At 64.7% G+C, this 16148-nt stretch carries 11 protein-coding genes; 3 read left to right on the top strand and 8 right to left on the bottom strand.

The features are described 5' to 3' along the window. Positions 1-95: 95 nt before the first annotated feature. Genes AS031_RS03530 through AS031_RS03515 form a run of 4 tightly spaced genes read right to left on the bottom strand, consistent with a single transcriptional unit; the run spans position 96 to position 8447 of the window. On the bottom strand, positions 96-1562 hold the full coding sequence (locus tag AS031_RS03530; RefSeq protein ID WP_058266714.1) for a sensor histidine kinase: 1467 nt from the start codon (positions 1560-1562) through the stop codon (positions 96-98). Positions 1563-1590: 28 nt separating this feature from the next. After that, entirely contained in the window at positions 1591-6444 is a 4854-nt protein-coding gene (locus tag AS031_RS03525) for an NAD-glutamate dehydrogenase (RefSeq protein ID WP_058266713.1), read from the bottom strand. A gap of 57 nt (positions 6445-6501) precedes the next feature. Beyond that, entirely contained in the window at positions 6502-7809 is a 1308-nt protein-coding gene (locus AS031_RS03520; RefSeq protein ID WP_058266712.1) for a CpaE/TadZ family protein, read from the bottom strand. Further along, positions 7806-8447: a hypothetical protein gene (locus tag AS031_RS03515; protein WP_058266711.1), complete on the bottom strand. Its 642-nt coding sequence runs from the start codon at positions 8445-8447 to the stop codon at positions 7806-7808. Before AS031_RS03515 ends, AS031_RS03520 begins: the two co-directional genes overlap by 4 nt. 154 nt (positions 8448-8601) lie before the next feature. Between AS031_RS03515 and AS031_RS03510 the strand changes: the two genes are divergently transcribed. Continuing rightward, positions 8602-8817 (top strand): helix-turn-helix domain-containing protein, encoded by a 216-nt coding sequence (locus tag AS031_RS03510; RefSeq protein WP_045729765.1) that lies wholly within the window; start codon positions 8602-8604, stop codon positions 8815-8817. A 69-nt stretch (positions 8818-8886) separates the two neighbouring features. On the opposite strand, the gene AS031_RS03505 is transcribed toward AS031_RS03510, so the two are convergent. Beyond that, positions 8887-9456 carry a hypothetical protein gene (locus AS031_RS03505; protein ID WP_058266710.1) on the bottom strand — a complete coding sequence of 190 codons (570 nt, stop codon included), beginning with the start codon at positions 9454-9456 and terminating at the stop codon, positions 8887-8889. A gap of 142 nt (positions 9457-9598) precedes the next feature. Here AS031_RS03505 and AS031_RS19755 point away from each other — a divergent pair, with 142 nt between their 5' ends. Together AS031_RS19755 and AS031_RS20115 are read left to right on the top strand one after the other, a co-directional pair. Next, positions 9599-10549 (top strand): LysM peptidoglycan-binding domain-containing protein, encoded by a 951-nt coding sequence (locus AS031_RS19755; RefSeq protein WP_141688740.1) that lies wholly within the window; start codon positions 9599-9601, stop codon positions 10547-10549. A gap of 56 nt (positions 10550-10605) precedes the next feature. After that, positions 10606-11115 carry an Rv3235 family protein gene (locus AS031_RS20115; RefSeq protein ID WP_058266708.1) on the top strand — a complete coding sequence of 170 codons (510 nt, stop codon included), beginning with the start codon at positions 10606-10608 and terminating at the stop codon, positions 11113-11115. A 90-nt stretch (positions 11116-11205) separates the two neighbouring features. Here AS031_RS20115 and secA read toward each other — a convergent pair whose 3' ends face one another. From secA to hpf, 3 genes are all read right to left on the bottom strand, one after another. Further along, positions 11206-13956: a preprotein translocase subunit SecA gene (secA, locus tag AS031_RS03490; RefSeq protein ID WP_058266707.1), complete on the bottom strand. Its 2751-nt coding sequence runs from the start codon at positions 13954-13956 to the stop codon at positions 11206-11208. Between the two features lie 82 nt (positions 13957-14038). Continuing rightward, positions 14039-15280: a winged helix-turn-helix domain-containing protein gene (locus AS031_RS03485; RefSeq protein ID WP_058266706.1), complete on the bottom strand. Its 1242-nt coding sequence runs from the start codon at positions 15278-15280 to the stop codon at positions 14039-14041. A gap of 31 nt (positions 15281-15311) precedes the next feature. After that, positions 15312-16037 (bottom strand): ribosome hibernation-promoting factor, HPF/YfiA family, encoded by a 726-nt coding sequence (hpf, locus tag AS031_RS03480; protein WP_058266705.1) that lies wholly within the window; start codon positions 16035-16037, stop codon positions 15312-15314. Positions 16038-16148: the final 111 nt, after the last annotated feature.

Here is a 16148-nt window from a genome sequence, read left to right as displayed (position 1 = left end):
GGAAAGCCCCGGCTGCAACCAGCAAGGTTGCGGCCGGGGCTTTTCTCATGCCATTGCCTGTGGTTCCCGTACTGCCGGGGAACGGTCGTAACGGCTTATTTACCCACGAGGCTGAGGCGGATCCGGACAGCGGTGCCGCCGCCCTCACGCGGCTGCCATTGGATGGTGCCGCCAAGTTCGCTGGTGACCAGGGTCCGCACGATCTGGAGCCCCAGCCCTTCAACGTGGGGGGTATCCGGCAGGCCCACGCCATCGTCGGCGATCGTGACGGTGAGTTCCTCACCGTCTTCGCCCTCCGAACGGTCAGCGATCAGCCACACCGTCCCGGCACGGCCTTCAAGTCCGTGCTCGACGGCGTTGGTCACCAGTTCGTTGATGACCAGGGCCAGCGGCGTGGCAAGATCACTGGGAAGCTCACCAAACGTACCGGAGCGTTCCGTCCTGACCTGCTGCGACGGTGACGCAACCTCTGCCGACAACCTGAACTGACGGCCGATCAGTTCATCGAAATCGACGCTCTGCGTCAGGCCTTGGGACAGGGTCTCGTGGACCAGCGCGATCGTCGCCACCCGCCGCATGGCCTGTTCCAGGCCCTGCTTGGCTTCCTCGCTGACCATCCGCCGCGACTGCATGCGCAGCAGCGCAGCCACCGTCTGCAGGTTGTTCTTCACCCTGTGGTGGATCTCCCGGATAGTGGCGTCCTTGGTCACGAGTTCCATTTCGCGGCGCCGCAGCTCCGACACGTCGCGGCACAGCACCAAGGCCCCGAATCGCTGCTGCTCATCACGCAGGGGAATTGCGCGCAGCGACAGGCTGACGCCCCGGGATTCAATTTCACTGCGCCACGGCATCCGGCCCGTCACTACCAACGGCAGGGTTTCGTCAACCATTCGCCGGTCCTTAAGGAGGCTGGCGGTGACTTCCGCCAGCGAGCGGCCCTCCAAAGACTCGCCGTCCCCCAGCCGCCGGAAGGCGGACACGCCGTTGGGGCTGGCGTACTGGACCACCCCGTCAGCATCGAGCCTGATCAGCCCGTCGCCGACCCGCGGCGCTCCGCGTCGCGAACCCGTAGGTGACGCAAAGTCCGGCCAGAGGCCGAGCGTTCCCATGCGCAGCAAATCGTAGGCGCACTGCCGGTAGGTCAGTTCCAGCCGGGACGGCATCCGCGAGCTGGACAGATCCATGTGCGTCGTGACCACCGCAAGGGTCCGCCCATTGCGAACCATGGGGACAGCTTCGACGCGCAGGGCCATGTCGCTGCTCCAGTTCGTTTCGCTGGAGCGTTCAATGGACCGGCTGTTCCAGGCCTTATCCACCAGCGGCCGCAAGTCCGACCGGATGCCTTCGCCGACGAAGTCCCCATGGAACACCGTATGGGTCGTGGACGGCCTGACGTGTGCCAGGGCCACGTACCCGTAGTCCGGGTGGGGGAACCAGAGCGCCAGGTCGGCGAAGGCAAGGTCCGCAACCATCTGCCAGTCCCCCACCAGCAGGTGCAGCCATTCGGCGTCACCCGGGCCGAAATCGGCATGTTCCCTGATGGGGTCGGTAAAGATTGCCACTGCACCTCCATTAGCGGCGCCGCATTGATCAGCGCCGGACGATTGACCTCAAGAGCCTCAATGCTACCGACAGGGACGCCATATCGTCGGTCTCGAGCGCATTGACCTCATCAAACATGCTCTTGGCCCGGCCCAGCTGCTCGGCGTTCTGCGCCTCCCAGTCCTTGAGCCGCGCCTCAGGCGAGTCTGCCGCGCCGGTGGCGTCCAGCACCGCCGTCGTCATGTCCGACACCGTGGAGTACAGGTCGTCGCGGAGCGCTGCCCTGGCCAATGCCTGCCACCGGTCCTGCCGGGGCAGGCTGCTGATGCGTTCCAGGAGCGAGTCGGCGTGGAAACGGTTGAACACTGTGTAGTAGACCGCTGCGATCTCCTCGACAGGTTCCTTCCGCAGGCGTGCGATCTTGGCGATGTCCAGCAGGACGAAGCTCTCGAACAGTTCCGCCCACCTCAGGGCGAGGCCCTCCGGAAGGTTCCACTCGCGGGCGTTGTCCAGCCAGCCGGCCACGCGTTCGCGGTCGTCACCGCGGAGGTAATCCAGGAGCCGTGCCCGCATGGGATCCATGAGCGGCTTGAATTCCGCGACCACGTCGGCGATGGACTGCGTTACCGATCCCTGCGCCAGGAGCCACCGCACCGCACGGTCCAACAACCTGCGGATGTCCAGGTGAACCGTGCTCCAGTGTTCCGTGGGGAAGGAAGCAGGCAGGCTGTTGAGCTCACCCACCATGACATCCAGTTCGTAGATCTCGCGAAGGGCCACGAAGGACTTGGCCACGGCCACCTCGCTGGCCGACGTTTCTTCCATGACACGGAACGCGAACGTGATGCCGCCGAGGTTGATCATGTCGTTGGCGACGACGGTTGCGATGATCTCGCGGCGCAGCGGATGGGTATCCAGCTCCGCATCGAAACGTTCGCGCAGCTGTTGAGGGAAGTACGCCCGGAGTGTCTGCCGGAACCACGGATCGTCGGAGAGATCGCTTTCGCGGAGCGCCGTCGCCAGCTCTATCTTGGCATAGGCCGCCAGCACGGAGAGCTCGGGAGAGGTCAGTCCCTGGCCTTGCTGGAGCCGCTCGCGCAGCGTATCGGTGGTCGGCAGGGCTTCAAGGTCGCGCTTGAGGTCCGCTGACTTTTCCAGCCAGTCCATCAACCGCTCGTAGCTTGGGCTCCATTCCGCCACCCTGGTCCGGTCATTCAGCAGCAGGATGTTCTGGTCGATGTTGTCTTCGAGGACCAGGCGTGCCACTTCATCGGTCATGGAGGCGAGGAAGTCGGCGCGCTCCTCCGCGGCGAGCTTGCCTGCTGCAACCATCCGGTCCACGAAGATCTTGATGTTGACCTCGTGGTCGGAGCAGTCCACGCCGGCCGAGTTGTCGATCGCGTCCGTGTTGAGGATGACACCCTGCAGGGCAGCTTCAATCCGGCCGCGCTGGGTCATGCCCAGGTTGCCGCCCTCGCCGACCACCTTGACGCGCAGGTCCCGGCCATCAACCCGGATCGCGTCATTGGCTTTGTCCCCGACCGAGGCATTGGATTCAGTGCTGGCCTTGACGTAGGTGCCGATGCCGCCGTTGTACAGAAGGTCGGCGGGGGCAAGGAGGATCGCCCTCAGCAGCTCCGGAGGGCTGAGCTCAGTCGTCGATGCCGGAAGGCCCAGTGCCTCACGCACCTGCGGGGAGACCGGAATGGATTTGGCCTGGCGCGCAAAGACCCCGCCGCCCTCGCTGATCAGCGACTTGTCGTAGTCGTCCCACGACGAGCGTGGCAGGTCGAAGAGCCGGCGCCGTTCAGCGAAGGAGGATTCCTCGTCCGGGCTGGGGTCCAGGAAGATGTGCCGGTGGTCGAAGGCGGCGAGCAGCCGGATGTGGCGGGACAGCAGCATGCCGTTGCCGAACACGTCGCCGGACATGTCTCCCACACCGACCACGGTGAAGGGCTCCGTCTGGGTGTCGAGGTCCAGTTCACTGAAGTGCCGCTTTACCGACTCCCACGCACCGCGGGCCGTGATGCCCATGGCCTTGTGGTCGTAGCCCACGGAGCCGCCCGACGCGAAGGCGTCACCCAGCCAGAACCCGTACTCGGCTGCCAGTCCGTTGGCGATGTCGGAGAACGTCGCCGTGCCCTTGTCCGCGGCGACCACGAGGTAGGAATCGTCGTCGTCATGCCTGACAACGTTCAACGGCGGCACGAGCCTTTCGCCGTCGCCCTCGGTGACGAGGTTGTCCGTGAGGTCCAGCAGGCCGCGGATGAAGGTCTTGTAGCTTTCGACGCCCTCGGCCATCCAGGCTGCCCTGTCGGCAGCCGGATCCGGCAGCTGCTTTGCAAAGAATCCGCCCTTGGCCCCGGTGGGAACGATGACGGCGTTCTTGACGGTTTGCGCCTTCACCAGGCCCAGCACCTCGGTGCGGAAATCTTCCCGGCGGTCGGACCAGCGCAGGCCGCCGCGGGCCACCTTGCCGAAGCGGAGGTGCACGCCTTCGACCCGCGGTGAGTAGACCCAGATCTCGAACATGGGCCGCGGGAAGGGCAGGCCGTCAATCCGCGAGGGGTCGAGCTTGAAGCTCAGGTGCCTCTTGTCCTGGTAGAAGTTTGTCCGCAACGTGGCTTCGATCAGGTTCGCAAAGGTCCTCAGTACCCTGTCGGCGTCGAGCGTTGCGACCTTGTCGATGGATGCGGCCAGTTCCTTCCGCACGGATTCCTGGGCATCGTGGCGGGCGCCTTCGTCCAGGGACGGGTCGAAGCGTGCGGCGAACAGGGAAATCAATCCCCGGGTCACTTCCGGGTTGGCAAGCAGGGTGTCTGCCATGAACCCAAAGGAGCTGGTGCTTCCCATTTGCCGCATGTACCGCGCGTAGGCGCGCAGGACCGTGATCTGCCGCCAGTGGAGCCCTTCGCGCAGCACCAGCCGGTCGAAGGCATCCGATTCGGCGGCTCCGGTGACGGCGGCGCTGAAGGAGTCCGCCAGGAGGTCACCTGTTGCCAGCGGGTCCACTCCTGCGGGGTACTTCAGCCCCAGGTCATACAGGAAGAAGTCACGGCGGTCAGCGGTTTCGATCTCGAACGGCCGTTCGTCAAGGACCTCGAGCCCCAGGTTGTGGAAGAACGGCAGGATCTGGCTCAAACTCTTGGGCTCGAGCATGTAGAGCTTGACCCTCGCATCTTCCTCGAGGGTTGCGCCGGCCCCTTCGGGCAGGTAGACGTGCACACCGGGACGTTCCTGCCGGGCACCTTCTGTCCGTTCGGCAGCGGCTCCGTACTTTTCGAACCGGGCAATATCGTCCAGCGCGTCTTCAACTTCGTAGTCCACGCGGTAGCTGGCAGGAAACGCTTCGGCCCAGATGGCGGCGAGTTCCTTCGCGTTATCCGCATCGCGTCCGTCGCGCAGCACCTCGACAATGCCTTCGCTCCAGGAGCGCGCAGCCCGCACCAGCCGCTTCTCCAGCTCCGCACTGTCAACGTGGCTGACATCAGCGTCCTTGGGCAGGCGAATCCTGAAGAACAACCGGGCCAGCGCAGACTCCGTCATCCGGGCTTCGTAGTCGATGGACACGGCCTGGAAGGTCTCGCGCAGCTCCTGTTCGATCCGCAGCCTGACGTTGGTCGTGTAGCGGTCCCTCGGCAGGTAGACGACTGCGGACATAAACCGGCCATAGATGTCGGGGCGGAGGAACAGCCGGGTCCGGCGCCGTTCCTGGAGTTTCTGGATGCCCAGCGCAGTCGCTGCGAGGTCCGGGACTTCAATCTGGAACAGTTCATCGCGCGGGTACGTTTCGAGAATGCCCAGCAGGTCCTTGCCCGAGTGGGAGTCCGGCGGGAATCCGGCATTCCGGAGCACGGCGTCGACCTTCTCCCGGACCACCGGCACCTCGCGAACCGAGCCGGTGTACGCACTGGTGGCAAAGAGGCCGATAAAGCGCCGTTCCCCGTTGACGTTGCCCGCCGCATCGAAGCTCTTAACCCCGATGTAGTCCAGGTAGGCAGACCTGTGGACGGTGGAGCGCGAGTTCGCCTTCGTGATGACGAGGGCACGCTTCTCGCGGGCCTTCCGGCGTCCGGTATCGGTCAGGTGCTGGATATGGGGCGAATCGGCAGCGGCCCGCAGCAGCCCCAGGCCGCTGTCTTCGCGCAGTTCAAGGACATCCTCACCGTCCACATTGATCAGGACATACTCGCGGTAGCCGAGGAACGTGAAGTTGCCGTCGTCGAGCCAGCGCAGGAGTTCCTGTGCCTGCCGCAACTCGGCGATCTGGGCGGGGTTGGCCACCTCGTTCAGGCTTTCCGCAATCTGCAAGGCCTTCTGGCGCATCTTCGGCCAGTCTTCGACGGCGGCACGTACGTCCTGGAGGACGCGCTGGAGCCCTTCGAGCAGCGACGCTTTTGCCTCGCTTGAGATACGCCCAATCTCGACGGCGATCCAGGACTCCATGTGGGAGGCGTTCTCCCCCGTCGCTATGAGGTGCGAGAGGCTTGGCAGGGCGGCGGTGTCGCCACTGGAGATGCCGATGTGCGACGGGACCCTGTTGACCTTGACCAACTGTCCGGTCTCCCGGTTGCGGGTAACGACGAAGAGCGGGTGCATCACAAGTTTGATGGCAGCGTGCTGCCGGACAAGCTCGGCGTTGACCGAGTCAACAAGGAACGGCATGTCGTCCGTGACGACATAGACGATGCTGCTGTCTTCCTCGTCGTGGATTGCCACCTTCGCCTGGCCGGGCTGCCGTTCAGAGGCTACCTCGCGGTGGTGGTCGGCCCTGGCTGCCAGAAGGTCCTGCGGGTAGGTCCGCGCGTCCTCCTCGGCGAGATGCTGGTAGTAGTCCCCCATGAAACCCTCGAAGCCTTCAACGGAAAGGGGCTGGTCCTCCACGCTGGATCCAGACGACATCGACAAACGCCTCCATCACACGATATTTGCTGCACCTTTGCAGCTCTTATGGCGAGCCTAGTCCTTTGCCCGGCGGCCCGTTGTGGAATAAGAAACAGAGGATTTGCGCTTTTGCTGGTCAGGTGCACAAACCAAAGCCCGGATAGCCCGGCGCAGCTGCGACTCCGGTGCAGCCTCCAGCAGCAGGGCCCCTGCCAGCAGGGCAGCGTCGGCGGCGGCCATGTCGAAGGGAAGGAACGCCCGGAGCTCCGTTGAAGGGCCGAACCGCTCCCACGCATCCTGCAGTTGCCGCTCCGGTCCTCGGCCCACCGAGGACGGCCGGACTTTGTTCATGATGACCGTGGGGGATGCCTGGGGAACAGCTTCTTCCAGCTCGGCGAGGCTGCGGACCAGCCGCGGTACACCAACAGGATCGGCAGCGCCGACGGCAAAAACGGTGTCGGCCAGTTCCAGCGAACGCAGCGTTGCCGCGTTGCGCCGCGGAGCCATGGTGTCGAAACTGAGCTCTTCGTCGGCTTCAAGGCAAAAACCGGTGTCCACGACCACGACGTCGGCGATCTGCCGCGCACGTTCCAAGACGAGGCCCAGGGCAGGGGCCCGGAGTTCGGTCCAGCGGTCGGCGCGGGTGATGCCCGTGAGGACACTGAAGGTGCCCGACCTGGTGGCCACCGGCGCGGCAAGCCTGCGCAGGGCCTCCGCATCCAGCATGCCCTGGTCCGCGAGCCGGCAGGCCTGTGCCAGTGCTGCAGACTCGTCCATCAGCCCAAGCACCGCGGCTATGCTCGCACCATAGCTGTCCGCGTCGATGAGCAGGACCTGCTGTCCGTCAGCCGCGAGCTCACCTGCTATGTTTGCGCTGACGGTGGTCCGTCCGGGAGCGCCGGCGGGACCCCACACCGCAATGATCCTTCCAGTGCCCGGGGTATCCGGGGCGTCGTCCGTTTGGACCTCCGACGGCTGCAGGTCGGCACCGGTGTCAGACAAGGCACTGCCGGCGGGGCCGCGGTTGCCTACACCCGACAGGTGGTGCACGGCGTCTGCGATATACCGGGACAGGTCAGTGGATTCCACTCCGGTGAGAGCGGAGGCAACGCCGATTTTCCGGAGCCGCACCGCTTCCTCGGTACTGTCCGTCAGGGCGATAATGGCTACCCCCACAGCCCGGAGCCGGTCCACCAGCGAGGCCGTGAGCCCCTCCGTTCCGTCGGCAACAACGGCTGCCCGCGCCAGTCCGCTTTGGCAGGCAGCCATCATTTCCGGAAGCTCCGCGCAACGGCGGACAACGGTGACAGGACCGTGAAGCCGCTCGAGCCCACCGACCAGGTCGTCGCGGCTCTCCCCGACGGTGACGACCGGGATGCTCACTTGGTGCCGCCGGGGTTCCACACGACGGAGATTTTGGCCTCGTTCGCCTGTGCACCGAGGAGTGCGGGCATCCTGCTGTCGTCGACCAGGACCATCAACACAGTGGTCTTTGAAGACCCCAAGGTGGTTGAGCCGGGCACCAGGTCTGCGATCTCAGCGCCGGGCAGCAGGAGTTTCGGTTCACTGAAGCCGTTTTTGGCATCAGGCTGAGCAACCCAGACGTCCACCCTCGCTCCGGCAACGGCCTGCGAGGGAAGCGTTCCTTCCACGGTGATGGCCACCGGCTTGCGGTCCAGCGCGTCGGCTTCTCCGAGGCTGCCGCGGGGAACCAGCTGATCCTTTCCGATCCGCTGAACTGCCACAAGACCCTCAGGCAATCCCGACTCAGCCGTGATGTAGTGCTGTTCCGTTTCGCCGAGCCGCACTTTCGCGCGGACGACGTTGGCCTCCGTCAGGGGCTCCCCCACATCGATCCCGTCCTTGGCTGCATAGACCTCGGTGGTGCGGTCCGCGCTGCCAACCAGGAACACAACGCCCGCCACCGAAGCAAGCACCAGGAGGACACCCACCAGCAGCCGGGGATCTTTCCACGATGGACGCTTCAGCCGCGCCGCAGTGGCTGGCGAATCAGGAATCATGCCGTTGCTCCCCCCAGGACGTACCGGCGCGCCATTACGCAGCCGGTGACCTCATTGTTGCGGCACAGAGGCTGGAACGAAAGTCAAAGTCCCAAATTGCGGCCAACTGTGGATAACGCCAGCGGACAGGCACCGGGGGTGGCAAAATGGAGGCATGCCCAGGTTCCTCACGCTCGCAGATGTCGCTGAGCAGCTCCAGATCAATTCACCCGCCGCCTATGCACTGGTTCGAAGCGGCGAGTTGAAGGCCATCCAGGTCGGCGGGCGCGGGCAGTGGCGGGTCGAAGAGAAGATGCTGGAGCAGTACATTGAGGAACGCTACGCGGAGGCCAGCCGCATGATCCAGGAATCGAAATCAAAGTCCGTCTAGGCTGCGCCGGCCCCGGGTGAAGCCAGGCGTTCCGGGCGACGCCCGGTGCATGAACGAGGCCCCACCCTGTCAGAGGCTCTGGGACCGCAGGGACCTGATGGCGGCCAGAGCCGTGAACGGGATTGTCGAAACCTGGTGTACGTGCTGGCTTCGGCGGGACTCGCCCGGCTCTACCGCGGCGAGGTCGAAGTAGTCTTTCCCGACCCGGTCGATCACCCCCTCGATTCTCGCGGCACCTTGTACTCCCCCAAGCGTCACGGTGAGTACTGCCCTGTCCCTTGCCAGTGCCCGGAGCGAGTGCGCAAGCCCGATGGCCCGGCGTACCGGCGAAGCCTCCATCAGGGCATGGCGGCCCAACCCGACCAAGCGCGCCACGGCCTGGTAGGGAACAAGCACCTGTTGACGGTCCTCCTCGATGACCATGGCGTCGGCGCCGGCATGCGCCAGCCTGCCGCGGAATGATTCGCCGCACAGGAGCTGGGCACCGATGCTGCAGCCCAGGACACCGCGCAGTCGGTCGGTGAGCTCGATGCCCACGAGCTCGGCCCGGGTTCTTTCATTGATTTCAGCTTCCAGGGTGAGCCTGTCCGACTCCTCGAACTGGCTTTCCATATCGGTGAAGAGTGCATCCCAGCGCATCGGGCCAGAGTAGGGCCGCCTCAGGGACGCGTCAATTCACAAACTTTTCCTCTCCATCGTCTGGACATTCACCAACACCTGCGCGCAGACTGAAGCAAGCGATATCAAACTGCATCAAACTGCATCAAAAGGCTGGTTAGTGATGAAGCACTCCTTAGCGCACCACCGGGCGGACCTGGGCTACGCTCTGGCCATGCCGGCACTGGGTTTGCTGCTCTCCTGTGCGGGAAGCGGCCTGGTGGGTCAATGGCGGGAGGCCGCCAACCGCGGCGGAACGCCGTCTCTCGAAGGACTGCTCGGCCTCGCGTGCGCCGGCTCCGGCACCGTCCTGCTGGCGTGGTGGCTGTTGTCCCTCGCCGCAGCAGCAGCCGCCGTGCTGCTTGGGAGAAGGGGAAACGCGCGCGCCGCAGCGGCAGTGCTCCGTGTGCCGCCCGCATTTATACGGCGGCTCGCTGTGGCGGCACTCTCCCTGCACCTGATATCCGGCCCAGCTGCCTATGCCGACGACTCGATCCCCGGACCGCACTGGATGCCGATGCAGGACCACTCGGCATCAGCTCAACGGACAACACCTGCACCGGCGGAACCGGGAATACCGGTTACGGCTGATATGGATGCCATCGCGTATGCCGGCACGGGGCAATCCCCAGCCTCCGGCGTCCAGAAGGCCGCAATAGGTGCCGCACCACTCCCTTCTCCGGAACCGACGATTGGAAGGTTTCCGGTATCCGCCGGCGACGGATCCGGCGGAAACGAGGCTCCGGTTGCCTCCGAAGTGCAGCCCGCATGGCAGCCCTCAGCGCCGCCTGTCGAACCCGGCCTCCTGGCTGCTCCCGGTTTCCGGAGTGCTGACGCAGTTGCCGGTCCGGCCACCGGACAGGCCAACCAAAAAATACAAGGGACGGGACAGGTTGCGGTCCTCGCCGGTGACACGCTCTGGGACATCGTCTCGGATCAGTTGGGTCCTGGCGCCTCGGACGTGGAGGTCGCCCTTGAGTGGCCCCGCTGGTATGAGGCGAACCGGTTGGTGATCGGCAACAACCCGGACATGCTGCTTCCCGGCCAGCTGCTGCAGCCACCTTCACAGCCCTAGCGCCCACCCACCACCATCAGCCGGTCACCGGCTTCAGCCAACCCAAGGGGAATCCAATGCCAGCAGTCACACCCATCAGGGCCGTTTCCGGCCGCGCCGGAAGCCTGCGCGACGGCGGCCGTCCCTCCGGACCACTCCCGCTCCGGCAGGCACCCCTGCCTGGTCAAGTACGTGCCGGGCAACAGGGCCTCACGGGAGCACTCCGCGTCGCTGACGAGGAAGCCGAGGTGCGTGCCATCACCCGGGGAACGGTGCAGGCTGCCATGGAGGTACTGGCCGGCGTCCGACCGGTCCACCAGCTTGCGCGGCGGCTGGATCCCCGGTGCCTCTCCAGCCTGCAGCACCGCGCTGCACTGATCCGCAGGGAAATAGCCCGCACCGGCAACCCTGCACTGGAAAAGCTGCACAGGAATTCCCTGGTCCGCTCAGTAAGGGTCTGTGAAGTTGCCGAGGACACCTATGAGGCGAGCGCCGTGGTCGTCGACGACGTACGGGCGCGTGCCGTTGCTGTCCGCCTGGAACGGACCAAGCAGGTGTGGCGCATCACGGAACTCGTCATCGGATGAGCACTGCTTGCTTCTGTTATACAAACAGGCAGGCCCGGAAATCATCCGGACCTGCCTGTTCATCAGTGCGGTTAGTGCGCCCGCCCCGCGTCAGCGCTTCTTCTTCTTGGCAGGACGTTTGCCGCCTTCCTTGGCGGCATCCTGCGCCGCTGCTTTGGCGGGGTTGCCGGAACGGCCGCTGGACCGCGTTTCCACCCGTGTCTGGGTGCCGCCGCCCTCCGTCGGAGCCGTGTACTGCAGCTGGGCCGGCTTCTCCGGGGCCTCCAGGCCCGCCGCCCGCACCTGCGGCTCCACGTGCTCGGTGTGACCACCCTCGGCGTCCGGCACCACAACGTCCTGGGCCGGGGTGACTTCCACTTCCAGGTTGTACAGGAAACCAACGCTTTCCTCGCGGATGGCCTCCATCATGCCCTGGAACAGGGTGAACCCCTCCCGCTGGTACTCCACCAAGGGGTCGCGCTGGGCCATGGCCCGCAGCCCGATACCTTCCTTGAGGTAGTCCATCTCGTAGAGGTGTTCCTGCCATTTGCGTCCGATGACGGACAGGACAACGCGGCGCTCGAGCTCCCGCATGCTCTCGGAACCGATGGCCTCTTCCCGTGCCTGGTAAACCAGCCGGGCGTCCGACAGCAGCTCCTCCTTTAGCAGTTCCACCGTCAGGCGGGATTTGCCGCCGGCCTCCTCGATGATCTCGTCGGCGGTCACGCTGACCGGGTAGAGAGTCTTGAGGTTCGTCCACAGCTGGTTGAAGTCCCAGTCGTCGCCGTTGCCCTCTGCCGTGGCGGCGTCGATGAGGGCAGTAATGGTGTCCTCCACGAAGAACTGGACCTTTTCGTGCAGGTCGTCGCCTTCGAGAATACGGCGGCGGTCGCTGTAGATCGCTTCGCGCTGGCGGTTCAGGACGTCGTCGTACTTCAGGACGTTCTTTCGCTGCTCGGCGTTGCGGCCTTCAACCTGGCCCTGGGCCGAGGCGATGGCACGGGAGACCAGCTTTGATTCGAGGGCGACATCGTCCGGGACGGAGCTGTTCATGAGGCGTTCGGCGGCACCGGAGTTGAACAGGCGCATCAGGTCATCGGTCAGGGAAAGGTAGAAGCGTGACTCACCGGGGTCGCCCTGGCGGCCGGAGCGGCCGCGGAGCTGGTTGTCGATGCGGCGTGATTCGTGCCGTTCGGTGCCAAGGACATACAGGCCGCCCAGGTCCAGGACTTCCTCGTGCTCATCCTTGACGGCCTGCTTGGCCGTTTCGAGGGCTGCAGGCCACGCGGACTCGTACTCCTCGGAGTTCTCCTCCGGGTCCAGTCCGCGTTTGGCCAGTTCGGCAACTGCCGTGAATTCGGCATTGCCGCCCAGCATGATGTCGGTGCCGCGGCCGGCCATGTTAGTGGCTACCGTGACAGCGCCCTTCCGGCCGGCCTGGGCCACGATGGCTGCCTCGCGGGCATGGTTCTTTGCGTTCAGGACTTCGTGGCGGACGCCTTCCTTGGCGAGCAACCGGGAGAGGTATTCGCTTTTCTCGACGCTGGTGGTGCCCACCAGAACCGGCTGCCCCTTCTCGTGCCGTTCGGCGATGTCCCGCACCACGGCGTCGAATTTGACCGTCTCGTTCTTAAAGACGAGGTCAGGCTGGTCGATCCGCTGCATGTCGCGGTTGGTGGGGATGGGGACGACGCCGAGCTTGTACGTGCTCATGAATTCGGCCGCTTCGGTTTCCGCGGTGCCGGTCATGCCGGAGAGCTTGTCGTACATGCGGAAGTAGTTCTGCAGGGTGACCGTGGCCAGGGTCTGGTTCTCGGCCTTGATCTCGACGCCTTCTTTGGCCTCGATCGCCTGGTGCATGCCCTCGTTGTACCGGCGGCCGGCGAGGATTCGGCCGGTGTGTTCGTCAACGATCAGCACTTCGCCGTCAAGGATGACGTAGTCCTTGTCGCGCTTGAACAGTTCCTTGGCCTTAATGGCGTTGTTGAGGAACCCGATCAGCGGCGTGTTGGCGGATTCGTAGAGGTTGGAGATGCCGAGGTAGTCCTCGACCTTTTCGATGCCGCCTTCCAGCACACCGACCGTGCGCTTCTTTTCATCGACTTCGTAGTCCTTTTCCGGCTGCAGCCGGAGCACCACTTTGGCGAACTCGCTGTACCAGCGGTTGGCGTCTCCCTGGGCCGGACCGGAAATGATGAGCGGGGTCCGGGCCTCGTCGATCAGGATGGAGTCGACTTCATCGACGATGGCGAAGTGGTGGCCGCGCTGGACCAGTTCACTCTTGTCCCAGGCCATGTTGTCGCGCAGGTAGTCGAACCCGAATTCATTGTTGGTTCCGTAGGTGATGTCGGCAGCGTACTGTTCGCGCCGCACCGCCGGGTCCTGGTTGGAAAGGATGCATCCGCTGGTCAGGCCCAGGAAGCGGTAGACGCGGCCCATGAGGTCGGACTGATATTCGGCGAGGTAGTCATTAACGGTGACGACGTGGACACCCTTGCCGGTGAGGGCGTTGAGGTAGGCAGGAGCAGTTGCCACCAGGGTCTTGCCTTCACCGGTCTTCATTTCGGCGATGTTGCCGAGGTGCAGCGCCGCGCCGCCCATGAGCTGGACGTCGAAGTGCCGCATGCCGAGGGTGCGGGAGGAAGCTTCGCGCACTGCGGCGAAGGCCTCGGGCAGCAGGTTGTCCAGCTTTTCGCCGTCCTGGTGCCGCGTGCGGAGCCGGTCCGTCTCCTCGCGGAGTTCGGCGTCGGTAAAGGTCTTGAATGAGTCTTCCAGCGCATTGATCGAATCGGCATAGTTCCGCAGCTGCCGGAGTGTTTTCTTGTCACCGGTGCGGAGAAGTTTTTCGAGAAGTGATGCCACGTGAAGATGCTCCCAGTCTGATGCCGCCGAATTCTGGCGTTTTTAGTCTACGGGAGAGACACCCCGCAGGTGCCGTTTTCCCTCAGAGCTGATCACCGGCCACGGCGGCAACAGCCGTGGCAAGCTCCGGGGAAAGGTCTCCCGCGGGCCACACATCCACGCCGTCAAGGTCCAGCCAGCGGGCCATGAGCACCAGCTCTTCGGCGAGTTCGACGGCGGTATCCGCCGGGGCGGCGGGCTCGGCGAAGGAGGCCCTCGCCAGGAGCCTTCGGTTGGCACGGTCCGCTTTGAGGTCCACCCGGGCAACGATCCGGTCACGCAGGAGGAAGGGCAGGACGTAGTAGCCGAACCGCCGCTTGTGTTCGGGTGTATAGATTTCGATCCGGTAGTGGAAACCGAAGAGTTCCTCGAGCCGGCGGCGTTCAAAAACCAGGGAGTCGAAAGGGCTGAGGAGGGCCCGGCCGGTGGCCCGCTTGGGAAGCACGGATTCCGTGTGCCGGTAGACGTCCCTGGCCCAGCCGGACACCGTGACCGGCTCCAGCACGCCCTGCCGGAGAAGACGTTCGACGGACAACGCCGTGGCTTTGACCGGGGTGCGGAAATAGTCTGCGAAGCACCGCACCGTTCCGATGCCGTGCGCCCGGGCGGCTGCCTCGGTCAGCCTGTCCAGGGCGTGCTCGGCTTGACGGGGAGGCGGAGCCACGCCCGCCCCGGCATTGCAGGCTTCCGGCAGGACCTTGGCGGTGAGGGTGTAGCGGCGTTCAAACTGTTCTGTCCGCGAGGCAGCGGACACCAGTCCCGCTTCAAACAGATGCTCGAGGACCCGCTTCACTGCGTTCCAGTTCCAGCCCCAGTTTTCCGTCTGCCGGTCCTCGACATGGCCGATCCTGGCCGTCAGCTCCGATGCCGTCAGCGGCCGGCTGGCAGCCAGGGTTTCCAGGATTTGCGTAGAGATGGCTGTCCGCTGCTCCGGATCCATGGCAGCGGCACCCACCCAGGCCCGTTTCTGCCAGAGCAGAAGATCGGGATAATGCTCCGGCCGGATATAGCTGGCTTCGTGGGCCCAGTATTCGACCATCCGGCGCGGATGGACGGCGGACATCCTCTGCAGGATCGTCCGGTCGTAGTTCCCGAGCCTGGAAAAGAAGGGCAGGAAGTGGCTCCTGGCAAGGACATTCACGGAGTCGATCTGGACCAGCTGCAAACGGGCAAAGGTGCGGCCCACCGTCCGTGAGGTCACGGGTCCGGTGGGCCGTCCTTTGTGGAGTCCCTGTGCTGCCAAAGCGATCCGCCGTGCCTGGTCCAGGCTCAGCGATGCGGGCACATCAGTCCTCTCTGCGGGTGGCAGTCACACCCTAAGCGGTGGCTGCTGCGTCATCCGAGCGGTAAGCCAGGATTTTCTCTTCCACTACGGTGTCTCCTGGTTCGCACTCATGGTCCAGTGTGATCACCCCGTAGGTCCAGCCGCGGCGGCGGTACACGACCGACGGCGTGTTGGTGGCCTTGTCCACGAAAAGGTAGAAATCGTGACCGACGAGTTCCATGTTGTCCACGGCGTCATCGAGTGACAGGGACGCGGCGGGGAACACCTTGCGCCGGATGAGGACCGGAGAATCGCCCGCCGGAATGTCGTTGTCGACGTCGTACGGCGAGGCCTCGGCCGACGCGGCGGTGGATTCGTTCCTGTGGCTCGCTTCCACGTACAAAGGCTCGCTGGCGCTGGCGGGCTCAAGGGATGCGGTGGCTTCCCTGACAGCCTTGGGGGTGTGGCGCCCATGGTGGACCTTCTTGCGGTCCTTGGCCCGGCGCAGCCTTTCCAGCAGCTTGTTGTAGGCGAGGTCGAACGCCGCGAACTTGTCTGCGGCACTGGCTTCGGCGCGGATCACGGGTCCACGGCCCAGGACTGTCACCTCAACGGTCAGCTGATCGCCGGTCTGCCGGGCATTGGTCTCTTTGGAAACCTTGGCGTCGACCCGCTGGACCTTGTCCCCCAGCGACTCAATCTTCGAGATCTTCTCCCCGGCATATTCGCGGAACCGGTCTGACACGGTCAGATTTCGTCCGCTGATCATAAACTCCATGGTGCCCTCCAAATGACTTCGGTGACACGACGGCGGCACTTCCCTGGGCCGATCTGCCTGACAGTCGAGCCCCTCTCCGAGCCGCCATCGAAAGGTACATTCTGTCTTGGT

Source organism: Pseudarthrobacter enclensis, from assembly GCF_001457025.1.
Classification (GTDB): Bacteria; Actinomycetota; Actinomycetes; order Actinomycetales; family Micrococcaceae; genus Arthrobacter; species Arthrobacter enclensis.
Note: the sequence above shows the minus strand (reverse complement) of the source record. Positions and strands in the feature narration are given on the sequence as shown.

What these genes read in the sequence shown, in the direction of transcription:
- AS031_RS03525 (WP_058266713.1), bottom strand. Translation starts at nt 6,444, where the DNA reads ATGTCGTCTGGATCCAGCGTGGAGGACCAGCCCCTTTCCGTTGAAGGC.
- AS031_RS03515 (WP_058266711.1), bottom strand. Translation starts at nt 8,447, where the DNA reads ATGATTCCTGATTCGCCAGCCACTGCGGCGCGGCTGAAGCGTCCATCG.
- AS031_RS03510 (WP_045729765.1), top strand. Translation starts at nt 8,602, where the DNA reads ATGCCCAGGTTCCTCACGCTCGCAGATGTCGCTGAGCAGCTCCAGATC.
- AS031_RS03505 (WP_058266710.1), bottom strand. Translation starts at nt 9,456, where the DNA reads ATGCGCTGGGATGCACTCTTCACCGATATGGAAAGCCAGTTCGAGGAG.
- AS031_RS19755 (WP_141688740.1), top strand. Translation starts at nt 9,599, where the DNA reads ATGAAGCACTCCTTAGCGCACCACCGGGCGGACCTGGGCTACGCTCTG.
- AS031_RS20115 (WP_058266708.1), top strand. Translation starts at nt 10,606, where the DNA reads ATGCCAGCAGTCACACCCATCAGGGCCGTTTCCGGCCGCGCCGGAAGC.
- hpf (WP_058266705.1), bottom strand. Translation starts at nt 16,037, where the DNA reads ATGGAGTTTATGATCAGCGGACGAAATCTGACCGTGTCAGACCGGTTC.